The organism is Maribacter algarum (ex Zhang et al. 2020), from assembly GCF_005885635.1.
GTDB lineage: Bacteria > Bacteroidota > Bacteroidia > Flavobacteriales > Flavobacteriaceae > Maribacter_C > Maribacter_C algarum.
In genome coordinates this window covers 324,742-339,111 of record NZ_VATY01000001.1, presented here as the reverse complement: position 1 = coordinate 339,111, position 14,370 = coordinate 324,742, and the positions used below count along the sequence as shown (strand labels likewise).

11 protein-coding genes are annotated in these 14,370 nt (G+C 37.3%); 4 read left to right on the top strand and 7 right to left on the bottom strand.

The features are described 5' to 3' along the window. Positions 1 to 44 precede the first annotated feature (44 nt). The 3 genes from FEE95_RS01555 (at position 45) to FEE95_RS01545 (ending at position 3,103) form a co-directional block, all read left to right on the top strand. On the top strand, positions 45 to 593 hold the full coding sequence (locus FEE95_RS01555) for a hypothetical protein (RefSeq protein WP_138656073.1): 549 nt from the start codon (positions 45 to 47) through the stop codon (positions 591 to 593). Continuing rightward, on the top strand, positions 590 to 2,020 hold the full coding sequence (locus FEE95_RS01550; protein ID WP_138656072.1) for a DUF5723 family protein: 1,431 nt from the start codon (positions 590 to 592) through the stop codon (positions 2,018 to 2,020). The genes FEE95_RS01555 and FEE95_RS01550 overlap by 4 nt, the downstream gene beginning before the upstream one ends. A gap of 126 nt (positions 2,021 to 2,146) precedes the next feature. Further along, a complete protein-coding gene (locus FEE95_RS01545) occupies positions 2,147 to 3,103 on the top strand; it encodes a hypothetical protein (protein WP_138656071.1) in 957 nt (318 codons plus the stop codon). Here the strand turns inward: FEE95_RS01545 and FEE95_RS01540 are convergent. Then, entirely contained in the window at positions 3,093 to 4,376 is a 1,284-nt protein-coding gene (locus FEE95_RS01540) for a replication-associated recombination protein A (protein WP_138656070.1), read from the bottom strand. The genes FEE95_RS01545 and FEE95_RS01540 overlap by 11 nt on opposite strands. Positions 4,377 to 4,468: 92 nt before the next feature. On the opposite strand from FEE95_RS01540, the gene FEE95_RS01535 reads away from it, so the two are divergent. Next, a complete protein-coding gene (locus FEE95_RS01535; RefSeq protein WP_138656069.1) occupies positions 4,469 to 5,218 on the top strand; it encodes a rhomboid family intramembrane serine protease in 750 nt (249 codons plus the stop codon). 10 nt (positions 5,219 to 5,228) lie between these two features. Here the strand turns inward: FEE95_RS01535 and rlmB are convergent, their stop codons facing one another. From rlmB to FEE95_RS01505, 6 genes are all read right to left on the bottom strand, one after another. Further along, the gene (gene rlmB / locus FEE95_RS01530) at positions 5,229 to 5,969 is read right to left on the bottom strand and encodes a 23S rRNA (guanosine(2251)-2'-O)-methyltransferase RlmB (RefSeq protein WP_138656068.1); all 741 of its coding nucleotides are present in this window, start codon (positions 5,967 to 5,969) and stop codon (positions 5,229 to 5,231) included. Between the two features lie 77 nt (positions 5,970 to 6,046). Then, the gene (locus tag FEE95_RS01525) at positions 6,047 to 7,372 is read right to left on the bottom strand and encodes an aryl-sulfate sulfotransferase (RefSeq protein ID WP_138656067.1); all 1,326 of its coding nucleotides are present in this window, start codon (positions 7,370 to 7,372) and stop codon (positions 6,047 to 6,049) included. 139 nt (positions 7,373 to 7,511) lie between these two features. Next, positions 7,512 to 8,261, bottom strand: a complete 750-nt coding sequence (locus tag FEE95_RS01520; protein ID WP_138656066.1) for a hypothetical protein — start codon at positions 8,259 to 8,261, stop codon at positions 7,512 to 7,514. 52 nt (positions 8,262 to 8,313) lie between these two features. Next, positions 8,314 to 11,613: a VCBS repeat-containing protein gene (locus FEE95_RS01515; RefSeq protein WP_138656065.1), complete on the bottom strand. Its 3,300-nt coding sequence runs from the start codon at positions 11,611 to 11,613 to the stop codon at positions 8,314 to 8,316. A gap of 184 nt (positions 11,614 to 11,797) precedes the next feature. Next, the gene (locus FEE95_RS01510) at positions 11,798 to 12,661 is read right to left on the bottom strand and encodes a hypothetical protein (RefSeq protein WP_138656064.1); all 864 of its coding nucleotides are present in this window, start codon (positions 12,659 to 12,661) and stop codon (positions 11,798 to 11,800) included. A 12-nt stretch (positions 12,662 to 12,673) separates the two neighbouring features. After that, positions 12,674 to 14,344 carry a SusD/RagB family nutrient-binding outer membrane lipoprotein gene (locus tag FEE95_RS01505; RefSeq protein ID WP_138656063.1) on the bottom strand — a complete coding sequence of 557 codons (1,671 nt, stop codon included), beginning with the start codon at positions 14,342 to 14,344 and terminating at the stop codon, positions 12,674 to 12,676. Between the last annotated feature and the right edge of the window lie 26 nt (positions 14,345 to 14,370).

Genomic DNA, 14,370 nt, shown 5'->3' with positions numbered 1-14,370 from the left:
GGGTAAAGTACTTCTTTCCTGTTGTTTATTAAAAGGTTTATTCGATGAAAAGAATACTTCAAAGTGTATTGTTTGTTATGCTGCTCCTCGGCGGTATGAGCGCTTGTACAGAAGAACTTGATTTTAACCAATTCGATGATTTAGAAGCTACGCCTACATATGAGGCGGGTATTCTTTACCTTGAAGCACAGGAGGATCTCATAAACTTAATTTCAGGAACCAATGTTTTTAGTCAAAACTTCAATTTTGATGCTTTTAGTTCAGACATATTTGCTGATAGGGTTCTTGATGGGACAATAACTTTTGTTGTGGAAAATACAACGAGTAAGGAATTAGCTATTACTGTAGAGCTTTTGGATGAGGCCGACACCGTTACCGATACCGAAATATTTTCAATTGAACCAGCGCCGACGGCCATCATTCAGCGTGAGATTGCCTATGGCGATTCAGGTAGAAGTATAGACATTATAAAAACCCTTTCAACCATACGAGTTACCGCCACAAATTTGGGGGACAATACCAGTGTTTCAACTTTGCCAGATCCCCTTATCACCTTGAAGTCTAGCGGTAAGTTCAGACTACGTGTAAAATGAGAATTCCCAAAATCTTATTCTTAACCCTTTTGTGGGTATGTACTGGTACGCTTGCCCAGAACAAGCAGTTACTGTATGATTTTACTGAGATTCCGCAGTCATTGCTTATTAACCCCGGCGTGCAAACTGATTTCAAATGGTATGCTGGCGTCCCTGGAATTTCTGGACTTTCTTTTCAAGCTGGATCGAGCGGTGTCTCAGCATATGATCTTTTTGCTGCAGACGGTATAGATTTTAATACGAAAGTAAGAGACCGTCTACTCGGTGGTATGACCACAAGAGATGAACTCAGCGGAACACAGCAAATTGAATTGTTGAATGTCGGTTTTCGAAGTAACGACCCCAATGTTTTTTATTCTTTTGGAATTTACAATGAGAGTGACGCCATAGGATATTGGTTTCAAGACTATGCTATTTTGGCGATAGAAGGAAATGCAGATCGCTTGAATCAAAGATTTGATTTAGGAGATTTAAAAACAAGAGGGGAAATGATGAATGTTTTTCACTTCGGAGTCAATAAGAAGATGAATAACAAACTTACCGTTGGCGGTCGAGCAAAAATTTACTCTAGCATTTTGGATTTCAACTCAACAAGAAACAAAGGTTTTTTTGTTACCCGCCCTGGTCAGAATAATTTATTGTCAAGTACGTTCAATGCTGATATGAAATGGAGAACATCCGGTATAAATGCTCTAAAGGCTGCCGAAAACGAAGAGGACATTCCCGGAACAATTCTTAAGAGGGGATTTTTCGGTGGGAACCTAGGTTTGGGTATCGATTTAGGCCTTACCTACCAGTTGAACAAACAAACCGTATTTACCGCAAGCCTTTTAGATTTAGGATTTATCTACCATTCCAATGATGTGGAAAATTATACATTAAAGGGTGATGTTACCACAGAAGGTGTTGAGGTTATTTTACCTCAAGACGTTTTAGATCCCAATCGAGATTTTTGGCAAGATTTAGTCGACAATATTGAGGAAATTGTTCCTTTTGAAAATAATTTCAATAACTACATAACTTTTAGACCTACTAAACTCTATGCTTCCTTGCGTTATAATTGGGGGGAGCAGGCATTGAGAGGCGCAGATTGTGACTGCGGACCATATGTTACAAGTAGCAATAGAGTTCCGAAATTTGTTAATGGTGTTGGCGGACAATTGTACATGATAAATCGTCCTCGTGGACCACAAGCGGCAATAACGGCCTTTTACCAAAGACGATTTGGGAATATTATGGCGGTGAAAGCTACTTATACGGCAGATAAGTTTACCTATACCAATATTGGTTTCGGACTTAACTTGCAAGCTGGCCCTGTTAATTTGTACCTGATGGCTGATAATCTTCTTGCTTATCGCAACATAGCGGACAGCCGTTATGCTTCTTTTCAATTAGGATTAAATATCATATCTTGGGGCAAGAAATGATATGATTTATTAAGCAGCCATTCATTACTAATTTCTTCTTTGGCATGCTTTTTTCATATGATGTTATAATTAATCTGAAATTGTCACAGTATCTAAGTTTGTGATGGTTTTGAAAAATGTGTGATTTTGAAAATTATTGTAATAACTGTTTTTTTAATGGTAAGTTTTATTGGTTCATCTCAGGTAAATATGGATGACTACAAATACATTGTAGTACCTAAAAGGTTTGATGGTTTTAGAAAAGAAAATCAACATCAAACAAGTACCTTGATAAAATATTTGTTCAGTAAGAAAGGCTTCTTGACTATCTATGACGATAACTTACCCGTTGACTTGAGTATTGATAGGTGCTTAGGACTTTACGTAGATCTCATTGAAAATTCATCAATGTTCACCACCAAAACAATTTTGGCCTTAAAAGATTGCAAAGGTGAAGAAGTGTTCCTTTCTGAAGAAGGGAAGAGTAAGAACAAAGATTATAAAGGTGCCTTTAACGAGGCAATTACCGAGGCCTTTGATTCTTTCGAGTCATTGAATTATACGTATGTTCCGAAGGAAGGCGAAAAGGAAGAGGAGGCGCCAGTAACCGTGAGCTTTAAAAATGATATTAAAAAAGTAGTGGAAAAACCAGACCTAAAAAGACAACAAGATAGACTAGTAGAGGAGATTTCAACTGAGGAAGTGCAGTATTACAAGGATCGTACGCCAATAGAAACAGATATTAAGATGGCTGAGTCTACTAGCGAAAAGAAAACAGTGGAGCAAATAGCTACGAAAGATGAACGAAGCTTTAAAAGTATGGAGCCGGTTCAAACTGATTATAAGAAGGGAGAACTTGCTGGCTCCACAGTATCTAAAATTTCCCGCGGAACTTTATATGCACAAGAACTCCCCAATGGATATCAATTGGTAGATAGTACTCCAAAAATTCAATTAAAGATTTTCAAAAGCTCTATGCCAAATGTATACATCGCCAAGGGTGATAGTAGAGATGGAGTAGTGTATACTTCAGATGGGAAATGGTTTTTCGAGTATCACGAGGGAGGTCAGATTGTAAAAGAAGAACTTAATATTAAGTTTTAGAATTGTACTTATCTTTCCATCTATTTTTTAGGAACTCTTTGATAGCGTTTTCACGTTGGTTTACCCCAGGTTCGTAAAAAACAGTACCAGATAATTCTTCTGGTAAAAACTCTTCTTCTACAAAGTTGTTCTGATAGTCATGGGCGTATTTGTAGTCTTGCCCATAGCCTAAGTCTTTCATTAATTTTGAGGGTGCATTTCGCAAGGGTAGGGGAACGGAAAGATCTCCCGTTTGCTTCACAATCTGTTGTGCTTTGCCAATTGCCATATAACTGGCATTGCTTTTTTGAGATGTAGCTAAGTAAATTGCACATTGACTTAGTAATATCCTTGCCTCTGGATATCCAATCGTAGTTACAGCCTGAAAAGTTGCATTTGCAATTACCAAAGCAGTCGGATTTGCCAATCCAATATCTTCAGAGGCTGAAATAAGTAGTCTACGTGCAATAAATTTGACATCTTCACCACCTTCAATCATTCGAGCGAGCCAATATACAGCACCATTGGGGTCACTACCTCGTATGGATTTAATGAAAGCGGAAATGATATCATAATGCTGCTCGCCTGTCTTATCGTACAGTACAGTGTTTTTCTGAACTTTTCCCAAAACCAGCTTGTCAGTTATAGTGATAGAATCAGATTGTTCAGAATTCACTACAAGCTCAAAAATATTTAGCAACTTCCGACCATCGCCTCCTGAAAGCCTTAAGAGTGCTTCGGTTTCTTTTAGTTTTATTTTTTTTCCTTTGAGAAAAGTATCTTGTTTTAGGGCTCTGTTCAAAAGGGCTTCCAAGTCTTCCTTTCCAAAAGCATTTAAGACATATACTTGACATCTTGACAATAATGCAGGAATCACTTCAAAACTTGGATTTTCAGTAGTTGCACCAATCAAAGTAACCCATCCCTTCTCTACGGCTGCCAAAAGCGAGTCTTGCTGCGACTTACTAAAGCGGTGAATTTCGTCAATGAATAGAATGGGATTTTTAGCAGTAAACAGGCCCCCACTTTGTTTGGCTTTTTGGATAACTTCTCGAATATCTTTGACGCCACTGTTAATAGCGCTAAGCGTATAAAAAGGTCTTTCACTTTCGTTGGCAATAATGTTGGCAAGTGTAGTTTTGCCCGTACCTGGAGGACCCCAAAGAATTAGAGAGGGAATTATTCCTTTTTTGATTTGGTGTGTTAACGACCCTTTTTCACCCACTAAATGGTTTTGGCTAATATAGTCTTCTAGCGTTTTGGGGCGCACTCTCTCTGCAAGTGGTTCGTTCATTCGGTAAATGTAGCAAATAATATAAATGACATTCTTTCCGTTTTTAAGTTTTTGGCTTGTTTATTGACTTACTAAAAAAATTATCTAGAGAAATGGCTGAACAGACCGAATTTCGATTTTCAAACTCAGTAGTGGTTGCTCCTCTGTTGGCTCTGCTACTTATTTGGTTTGTCTTTTGGATGGAATTATATTTTCAGACCAATTTCAACGATTTGGGGCTCTATCCTAGAAGATTTTCTGGTCTGCAGGGCATCCTTTTCAGCCCTTTTATTCATGGTTCTTTAGAGCATTTATACAACAATACGATTCCTTTGGCACTTTTATTGACCTTCTTGTTTTATTTCTATCGGGGGGTAGCTTTGAAAGTACTGCTCTTAGGTGCTCTGTTTTCAGGATTGATAACATGGGGAATAGGTAGACCATCATATCATATTGGCGCAAGTGGGATTATTTACCTTTTGGCAAGTTTTATATTTTTTAAAGGAGTCTTCACGAAGTACTTTCGTCTGGTGGCCCTTTCTTTGGTAGTGGTTTTTATTTATGGAAGTTTATTATGGTATATATTTCCAGTTAAAGATGGTATTTCTTGGGAAGGCCATTTGGGAGGCTTTCTTTCCGGATTGGCTTTGGCGTTCTTCTTAAAATCCCATATACCATCCCCTAAAAAATTTGCTTGGGAACATGAAGATTACAATGAAGAAGATGATGAATTTCTAAAGCACTTTGATGAAGACGGAAACTTTGTCGAGACCATTATTGAAGAACCTGAAAATGAAAACGAACCTTTGAAAATTACATATTTATACAAAAAGAATTCACCGGAAGGTTCAAACCCAGAATAGTATTCTAGAGTTAGTAATTCGTTCGTTGTCGTACCGCTTCATAAAGGAAAACAGCACAAGCAACGGATACATTCAAAGATTTGATATCTCCCAAAAGCGGAAGTTTTGCCAAATGATCGGAAGCTTTCAAGATAGATGGGGAAATGCCTCGGTCCTCAGCACCCATTACTATTGCACATGGTGCCTTAAAAGAAACATTATAAATTGTGTTATCGGTTTTTTCGGTTGCGGAGATTACTTCAACACCGGAAGCCTGTAAGTAAAAAACCGCATCTTTGATATGGTCTACTTTTACGATTGGCACTTTAAATGCTGCTCCGGCTGAAGTTTTTATGGTATCAGCGGTAACGGGAGCTGATCCTTTCTTTTGAATAATAATTGCATCCACATCGGTACACTCAGCAGTTCTAATGATAGCACCAAAGTTGCGCACATCTGAAAGTTGATCTAAAAGTAAGAATAAGGGTGTTTTTTTGGATTCCATTACCTTTTCAACCAAGGTTTCAAGTTCATGGAACGTAATGGGTGAAATATTTGCGACTACACCTTGATGATTATTTTTAGTTAAACGATTCAGTTTTTCCACCGGTACATAAGAAGAATTGATTTGGTTTTTACGCACGACACTCTCAAGTTCCTTCATCAAATCACCTTTAAGCCCCCTTTGAATAAAAACCTTGTCAATAGGTTCTTCTGAGCTTATGGCTTCTAAAACGGCTCGTATGCCATATATTTGAGTGGTCTTTTCCATAGGCAGTAAAGGTAAATAAAAAACCATGTGCTAAATTCACATGGCTCTATTGTTTATATTGATTAGGTGAGTCTTGTTTATATCCCTAGAGAAAGTATTTCAGGAGAAGTTTTATCATAGTGATAGGCCCTCCAGAAAAAACCTTCTCCAACAAAGCGCCAAACGACTTCACCTTTTTCGGTGACTTCCCAAATACCTGCATTTCCTTCGGTTATGAGCCTATTGCCATTAGAAAGTTTCACCACTCCGGATACTTTGGGTGAAAAAAGTGTTTCGTCTGTGAAACTCCATTCGATTTGCGGTTCGTTGTTTGTATTAACCTGAAGGCTTAGTGGATTTGGAAGTCTAAGTTCATATGCAGTAGATTGTTCCTTTGTAAAACCATTGGAAAAAATTAAGATTTTACCTTCATCCGATCCTTCTAAGAGGTTGGGGTAGTGGTTGTGGTCAAAAAGTCTTTCACCACTTGTATTTTGATAGGCTTCTGGATTTCCAAAGCGATAGATTAAGTCTCCGCCCTTATTGAAGGCCCCACCTGAATTAGTTGCTGCCTCTTCTGTTGTCGTACTGTGATCAATCACCCATACTTCGCTAAAGAAATTAACACTGAGATAAATAAGGTCATTCTTTGCATCATAGTTAATACCATTGGCATGCATTATGTCTCCATTTTCATCCGCTACATAGTTCAAATCAATTAATTGTGGGTTTTCGGAGACAATACCAAAATTTGATTTTGATTCATCATAATCTTGTATTAAATGATCCCACGCATGCCACTCCCAAACAATTTCATTGTTGGAAGGATCTACTTCAATAAGAGCATCAGGAATTAATTCAATATCCATATTTGAGCCTGCTTCTTCAGATTCAGTTACAGTCTTTCGTTCCCAAGATTGAAACAAAATATTACCATTTGGAAGTAGTTCTGAATCATGATGGGCTATATGATCATCAGTTGAATACTCATAATTCCACTCAACATTTCCATCCTTATCCAATATTTGCAGAATACCTCCAAACCCACCTAACTTAATGGAGGGGTCTTCCGACTGAAACATAGCCAATAATTTTCCATTGGGAAGAATAAAGGCATCATTACCTAACTTTTTTCCATTCAAAGGCCACTTGAATAGAACCTCAAGGTCTTTATTCATCAAGTAGACATTTTTATCACCAAATTTGTCGTTAATCAAGATATAATTGTCATCAACTAATGCTTTGTTGAAATATTCAGCTTTGCCTAAATCTGTTTCCACCACAGATTCTGGATTTTCTAAGTCGTTGATAATCTCTTCTTCTGGCTGAACCCCTCCAAGAGCTTGGGTCTTAACATCATCTGAACAACTTATGAATGTCAAAGTTGTAAAAAATAACACGGAATAAAGTAAATACTTTTTCATAGCAGGATATTGATAGTATTCAATTTTACGTAAATGTATTTGAAATGAATTTGACGTTAGATAAATTCTAGAATTTTAACAAAAAAAGACCGCCAACAATAGTTTATAGGCGGTCTTTTTAAAAGTTATCTATAGTCTTTTATTTACCATTCAAGAATTCAAAAGTTTTAATTAAATCAGTTTCATTTTTGACATTCAAACTATTTTCTTTCAAAAACTCTTTGGTTTTGACTTTTTCGTTTGCATCAAGAACTTTCAGAAGTTTTGAATTTTTTGCAATTACTTCGTCTATTCTGTTTACACCTTTTTTCTGATAATAATACTCAGTAAACTGGGAAAATTTTGCCGGTACTGCAGCAACAAAAGAGTTTTGTGCATCCTGCCCTTCTGTATATTTAACAGTTATTCTTTTAAATAAGTCATATTCCTCACCGTCTACAAGGGTGGTAAGATAGCCATTGGTTGTTCTCTTTTTACTTGTGATAAAAGTGTTGAAAGCCATTTTCTTACCATCAATAATAAGACTAATTTTTTTATCGTTGCTTAAACCTCTGTATCCTTCCTCTTCAAGTTGTGATCTCTTTATTTCAACTTCCTCATTTAGGGCATTATAGCGATAGAAAATATCTCCTATTTTTTCATCATTGTAGTAAAGAGTAGTAGGTGCAAATTTAAAAGATGTATACGGGGATCCTTGCGCATTGGAAATGTCAATTGCCTTACGTTTCATTTCAGCATCACTAATAGGACCTAAAAATTGTTGTATTGCTGAATTTGCAACAGTATTGGTACTACCAGCTGCGGATGTTATTGGAGCTTGGCCTGCAAATTGAGCTTGTGCTGTTGTAACCGCACATAGCGAAAGAAGTACTATCATTAAATTTTTCATAAGAACTAAATTTTTATAAACTCAAATATACAAATATCACGCCAATTAGGTATTAATTATCTGTTAAGATGCGTACTTTTAAGTTGTCGTTGTTAAAACCTAAAACTAACAGCTTCTCTTTTTTAAATGATAAAAGTTCAAAACTTTTAAGATTACCAAGCGGATATAGCCCGCTATTCTGGTTGGTCACAGGGCGATACCCATCTAGTCCGTTAGAAATTAGTATCAGTCCTGAAATCGCATCTAAACGCGGGGTTTCAACCTCTGTTTCAAAAATATTTCCACCAACAAGACAATCTTGAAAACCATCTTTGTTAAAGTCATAAAGAGCTATATCAAGTATTGGAAATAACTGTGCTTCAATCGGTAATGGTTTTAGCGAAAAACCTCCTTGCCCATCATTAATCAAAATTGCCGATTCAAAACTAGTTACTTCTCTCTGGTAAGAAGTCTTCAATTTATCACCATATATATCTGAAAGTGTTGCTTTTGCAAAATCGGTATAATTAGGGAATTTACCTTTTATAAAGGGCATTTGTTGTGAAGAACATTCGCGACCCCTTACTGGAACATATTCTCCCTGATATTTTTTGCTCAAAACGATATCTTGAGATCCGTTACCGTCAAAATCATCTGCATAAATTTTGAAAGGCTTTGATTCGTTCGCTTTATATTTCAAGTTCTTGCCCGCATTGCCTAGAATATAATCGGGAACCCCATCATTATTAATGTCTGTTTCCTCAATTGAAAACCACCAACCAGTAGTGTTGGGGATTCCATCGGCACCTATTTTTTGAATAAATTTACCCTGTTTGTTTTCGAAAAAACCTATCGAAGTCCATTCCCCAACAGCAATAAAATCCGTCCATCCATCTTTGTTAAAATCTGTTGATACAATGTCATTAACAATTCCGAACGCTTTTAAATCACCTGCGTTTTCGTTGGTAACGTTTTTTAGTTTACCACCTGTGTTTTCATACAGTATTGATGAGGAATGCCTAGGGTAATTTTTTGGTTTTATCCTGTTGCCCACTAGCAAGTCCAAATCCCCATCTTTGTCAAAATCAATGGTAGTGACAGTCTTGCCGCTGGTCGGATTTTGTTTTAAAATATCACCATCCCATCTTGTAAGATTCCCTTTTCCATCATTAAGATAAATTCGGTCGGCGTAATAGGAAGAGCCGGATTCAAATGAATTTCCACCACTAACTACATACAAATCTTGATCACCATCACCTTCAAAATCAAAAAATGCTGATTCCATATCTTCATAGCCAGAATCATTGGAAAGGGCCTGAGATTTTAGATTCTTGAAACCAGTGTCGTTCTGCACGTACAATAGTCCCGATTGTCCTGAAGCGCCTCCGATATAGATATCTTCCTTTCCATCACCATTAACATCACCTTTAGTTATAAAAGGACCAGAAGTAGATTGCTTATAGGGTAAGAGTATCTCCTGTTCGAAATCGTCGTAAAGATTTTCCTTGTGTTTATAATTTAATCCTATTTGCGTATTAGTACTTTTAAAATAAGGATTTAAGTTTTTAGTCGTTCTTTTTTTTACTATAGCGTTGCCTTCGTCGAACTCTATTGAGGTGTTGGCGGTTATATCATATTTTTCTTCTATCAATCCGCTTGGCCATTCAACCAAGACTGTATCCACTTTAGTTACCTTTCCTAATCCAAAATGGGCAGTATCATCTTGGGAAGACATATAGCCTCGAACTCTTTTGGTTTCAATGAATTGAGATTTGCCATCATATGAGATTGTGACTTTTGCAAATGCCTCAGAGTTTTCACCGGTGGTCTTAACTTTTAAATAGTTCCCTAAATCGTTTTCACGCGTGGTATTTTTATACAGAAAAGCATTATCATCCATATTATTTATTACGAGATCTAAATCGCCATCGTTATCTAAATCACCAGTTGCGGCACCATTACTGAAAGAAGGGGCTGCGAGTCCCCAGTCTTGAGCAACATCTTTGAAACTAAGATTCTTGTTGTTCTGATATAAGATATTTGCTAATTTCTCGGAGGGCATCTGGTCATATAATTGTTGTTTTATAGACAAGGGGACATTATTGCCGTATTTTTTTCTCGTTTCAAATACTTTGCGTTGTAGGTCATTATCTAAGGCATAACGACGATATCCATTAGTGATATAAATATCCTTGTCTTCGTCATTGTCAAAATCGGAAAGCAAAACAGACCAACTCCAATCGGTGTTAGCAGTTTCGGTCAGTTGCGAAATGTTATTGAATTTATTATTCCCTATGTTTAACTGTAGGGAGTTAAACATATATTGATGTTGAAATTTTTCAGTATCTACCAAATACGAAAATCGGCCGGTACTCATTGACGCCATGAGGGTCTTTGCTCGAAAGTGGTCTGTAGAAGCCATATCTAATGTAAAAATGTCTTGTAGGTCATCATTGTTGATGTCAGCTATATCGACGCCCATACCGTAAAAAGAAATCTGGTTTGTATATGATTTAACTGAATCAGTGAATGTGCCATTTTGATTATTTATAAAAATTGCATCGGGTAAATAATAATCACTGGCAATGTAGATATCCAACCAACTGTCATTATTGATGTCTCCAACACAAAGACCAAGGCCGAAAATTGGACGCAACAAGCCAGCTTTCTTTGTGATGTCATTGAATTTACCGTTATCATTTTGATATAGGTGTGAGCTATTGGAATAGGCGGTTTCCTCATTTTGGTTTACCAAACGTTTAAGGTTTATTGGGTCTACGCCATATAATTCGTTTTCATTCATGACGATGCAATCCAAATCGCCATCCTTATCGAAATCAAAGAAAGCCGATTGTGTCGTAATTCCATTGTCAGCAAGACCATATTCTTGCGCTGATTCGGTAAAGGTTAAATCTTGGTTGTTGATAAATAATAAGTTATTTCGGTTATCTCGATTGTGTGGTCCACCTTGTGAAACATAGATGTCTTTGAAACCATCATTATTAATGTCCAAAAAGGTAACGCCGTTCGCCCATTTCTTTCCTTTATTTATATCTGCTTTAGCGGAAATATCTTCAAAAACAAGATTTCCTTTATTTAGAAAGAGTTTGTTCGGAACTTGATTTCCACAAAAAAACACGTCTAAAAGACCATCATTGTTTAAATCTTCGACACCAACTCCTGCGCCATTATAGAAGTAGTCAAAATTAAATAGGTTATTCAGGGTAGATACATCTTCTTTTATAGTATTACTAAATATTAACTGACTTTTATCACTTGCTATGCCTTCAAACAGGGGTTTTGTAGATGATACTTCTTTATCAGGCAAATTCGATTGCGATTTTTTGGCTAGGGAATCTTGTTTGCAAGACATAACAGAAGCTATAGTCGTAAGTACGAGAATAATTTTTTGAAAGCTTTTTGGAGCATTAATATTTAAAGAGAGTTTTGACAAACTAATTTTATTTTTTATGATGGGTTTTGAATATATCAAAAATAAAAAAACTGCTCGATGTAAATCGAGCAGTTTTTAAATTCTATATAATCTGAAACAGTTACTAGCCGTTACAAATGTTAAACACTAATGTGCCAGCTGCTGGACTAGGTCCATCTGAAATAGCAGTTTCACCAGTAGGAGCAATGATGGTGTAAGAATGTTCACCTTCAAAACTACCGGTAACATATACAACAGTAAATTCAGTAGTGCCAGCTGGTACAGTAATAGTCGTATCGAATTCACTACCTGATGTAAAAGTTACTTCACTTGTAGTACCATCAATAGTAACTTCAAGCTTTGCACCATCCCATCCGTCACCGTATGAATCTCTAAGTTGAAATTCGTAATCACCAGCTACTGGTGATGTTGGAATACACTTAATAACCTGACGATACTGAAACGGCGACCTGAAAAACAATTGGGTAATTGTATTGGTGTTATCCGTGCTAGTAAAAGCTCTACCATCCGTTAATTTAAGGTTTAAACGGTACGTTATTTCATCACCACCGTCAAATTGACCATCAACAACACCTAGTGATGAAAGTGCATCGGCTAATGAAGTCGAGAAAGTAGCTCTAGGAAGTCCAAATGGTCCAGTTGTGAAAGAACCGGCAGGAATTGTTGTAACTAAAGCTTCAGACGCTGTTGTTTCACCATTTGCAGCAGTATTATCTGTAAAATTTGCAAATACTTCCACCTCACTTAAAAGTCCTCCGTCTTCAATATCCTGAGCCTCAATTTCAAGATTAAAGGTAGAAGAAGTGTCAAACCTATTAAAGGTCCCAGAAGCGCTTATGGTTCTTAATACAGCTCCTCTTGTGACATCGTCATTGACTTGGTCAACTACTTTATCACTGTCCTCGCATGAAGTAATTCCTGCTACGGCAAGAACTGAAAATAATATGAGTTTAAATTTATTTTTCATTTTTTTCATTTTTTAGTTAGCAGGTGGAAATGCAGGACCTGCAGGATTAGTATCCCAGAATACCTGAGTATTCATGTCTGTACGCTGCGTTAAATTTGAATTTGTAATTACTTCGTTTGATGGAAGTAAGAATGTTCTTGGGAATGGCCCTGGATCTAACTCCCAATTTGGAGCAAGAGTTGTAGGAAATCCTGTTTTTCTGTAGAAGTTGTAAGCTTCCGCTCCACCGCCGTACATAGCTATCCAATACTGTTCTGCAAAAATATTCATCTTGTCATCACCTGTCGCAGCATTATAATCGCTAACAATACCGTCAACATAGGCAGTAACTGTAGCCTCATCTGGAGCAATTGATTTATCAGCAGTGGCATCCAGTGCAGCAAAACCTTCTGCTTTTGCAATCGACTTCTCCATACCAGCTTTTAGGAAAGGAGCCGCATCACCACCAGTGGCAATAGCATTCTGTCCTCTCCAAAACTCAACATCCGATGATAAAATTACTGGTTCAATTCCAGCTCCTTGACCACCAAGACCAAGACCTACACTACCAAAACTATTATCGTCAAAACGACCTGCATGTGGGTAAACACCTGCAGCTGTTTTCAAGAATCCATCTGGTGGGCCACCTTCATCATTACCATGAGATCTACCCCAATATCCTTCTGGAATGAAACAATAAACAAATCCGTCATAATGAAGTGGAGGTGTAGCTGAACTACAAGCCAAGTTTTCTTCATCTGCTGGTGCGTCAGCACCTGGCGTTGCATCTACCTGTCTGTAAAAGTAATAGCGTAATCTAGGATCTTGTTTATTCAACATATTATTCATCAACCAGTTTGAACGATATCCACCAGCACCACTTGGAGTGTAGTTCTGAGCGTATACTGGGTGTCGCGTATCTGGGTCAAGTTGACGAGCTCCATATTGAAACTGCATGTCATCTGCAGCAGAAGAAATATAGTTACCTCCAGCGATAATACTGTTAAAGGTACCACTGTCTCCTGTGGTTACAGCTGCTTTAAGACGTACCGTGTTAATGAATTTAACCCATTTGTCGGTATCACCTTCATAAAAGAAGTCACTTGCTCCAATAGGAGCGGGACCAGGAGAAAGTAGTGCTTCAGCTTCATCAAGCATTGCTAAGGCACCAGCATATACAGCAGGGCCATCGTCTAACATAGGGGCTGGGAATTCATCTGCATTACCAGCTTGACTAAAAGCAGCAGTTCCTAAGTAATCGGTTAATAGCAATAGGTTGTGTGCCTGAAGAGCTTTACCAACACCTACATGAAAATCGAATTTTCCAGTTCCATCCAATTCATTTTGGGCTTCTATGTTTTGAATGTTAGTCCATAGTCCAACGGCAGCGTTGTTGCCGATTCCGTTAAAGGAACTACTATACGTTCTAGCCCAGTTTCCACTGAATGTGGCTCCAGGATAGTTATTGAAATAGTTTCGGCCTCCCATGTAATCAATTCTGGTAAGCTGAGAACCTAACCTGTTATAATTTTGCATATTAGTTACATATGCAAATTGAATCGAATTCAAAATTAGATTGGGATCTAACTGATTTTCAGAAAGAGCATTAGGGTCCACCCTAAGATCCAAATCGGCTGTCTCACAGGAGTTCAAAAATGAACCCGCAATGAGGACAATCATCATATATTTTATTATTTTTTTCATAATCGTATTGTAATTTAAATCGTTTT

Coding starts and splice junctions, on each gene's coding strand:
- FEE95_RS01555 (WP_138656073.1), top strand. CDS start 45: ATGAAAAGAATACTTCAAAGTGTATTGTTTGTTATGCTGCTCCTCGGC.
- FEE95_RS01550 (WP_138656072.1), top strand. CDS start 590: ATGAGAATTCCCAAAATCTTATTCTTAACCCTTTTGTGGGTATGTACT.
- FEE95_RS01540 (WP_138656070.1), bottom strand. CDS start 4,376: ATGAACGAACCACTTGCAGAGAGAGTGCGCCCCAAAACGCTAGAAGAC.
- FEE95_RS01535 (WP_138656069.1), top strand. CDS start 4,469: ATGGCTGAACAGACCGAATTTCGATTTTCAAACTCAGTAGTGGTTGCT.
- rlmB (WP_138656068.1), bottom strand. CDS start 5,969: ATGGAAAAGACCACTCAAATATATGGCATACGAGCCGTTTTAGAAGCC.
- FEE95_RS01525 (WP_138656067.1), bottom strand. CDS start 7,372: ATGAAAAAGTATTTACTTTATTCCGTGTTATTTTTTACAACTTTGACA.
- FEE95_RS01520 (WP_138656066.1), bottom strand. CDS start 8,261: ATGAAAAATTTAATGATAGTACTTCTTTCGCTATGTGCGGTTACAACA.
- FEE95_RS01515 (WP_138656065.1), bottom strand. CDS start 11,613: ATGTCTTGCAAACAAGATTCCCTAGCCAAAAAATCGCAATCGAATTTG.
- FEE95_RS01510 (WP_138656064.1), bottom strand. CDS start 12,661: ATGAAAAATAAATTTAAACTCATATTATTTTCAGTTCTTGCCGTAGCA.
- FEE95_RS01505 (WP_138656063.1), bottom strand. CDS start 14,344: ATGAAAAAAATAATAAAATATATGATGATTGTCCTCATTGCGGGTTCA.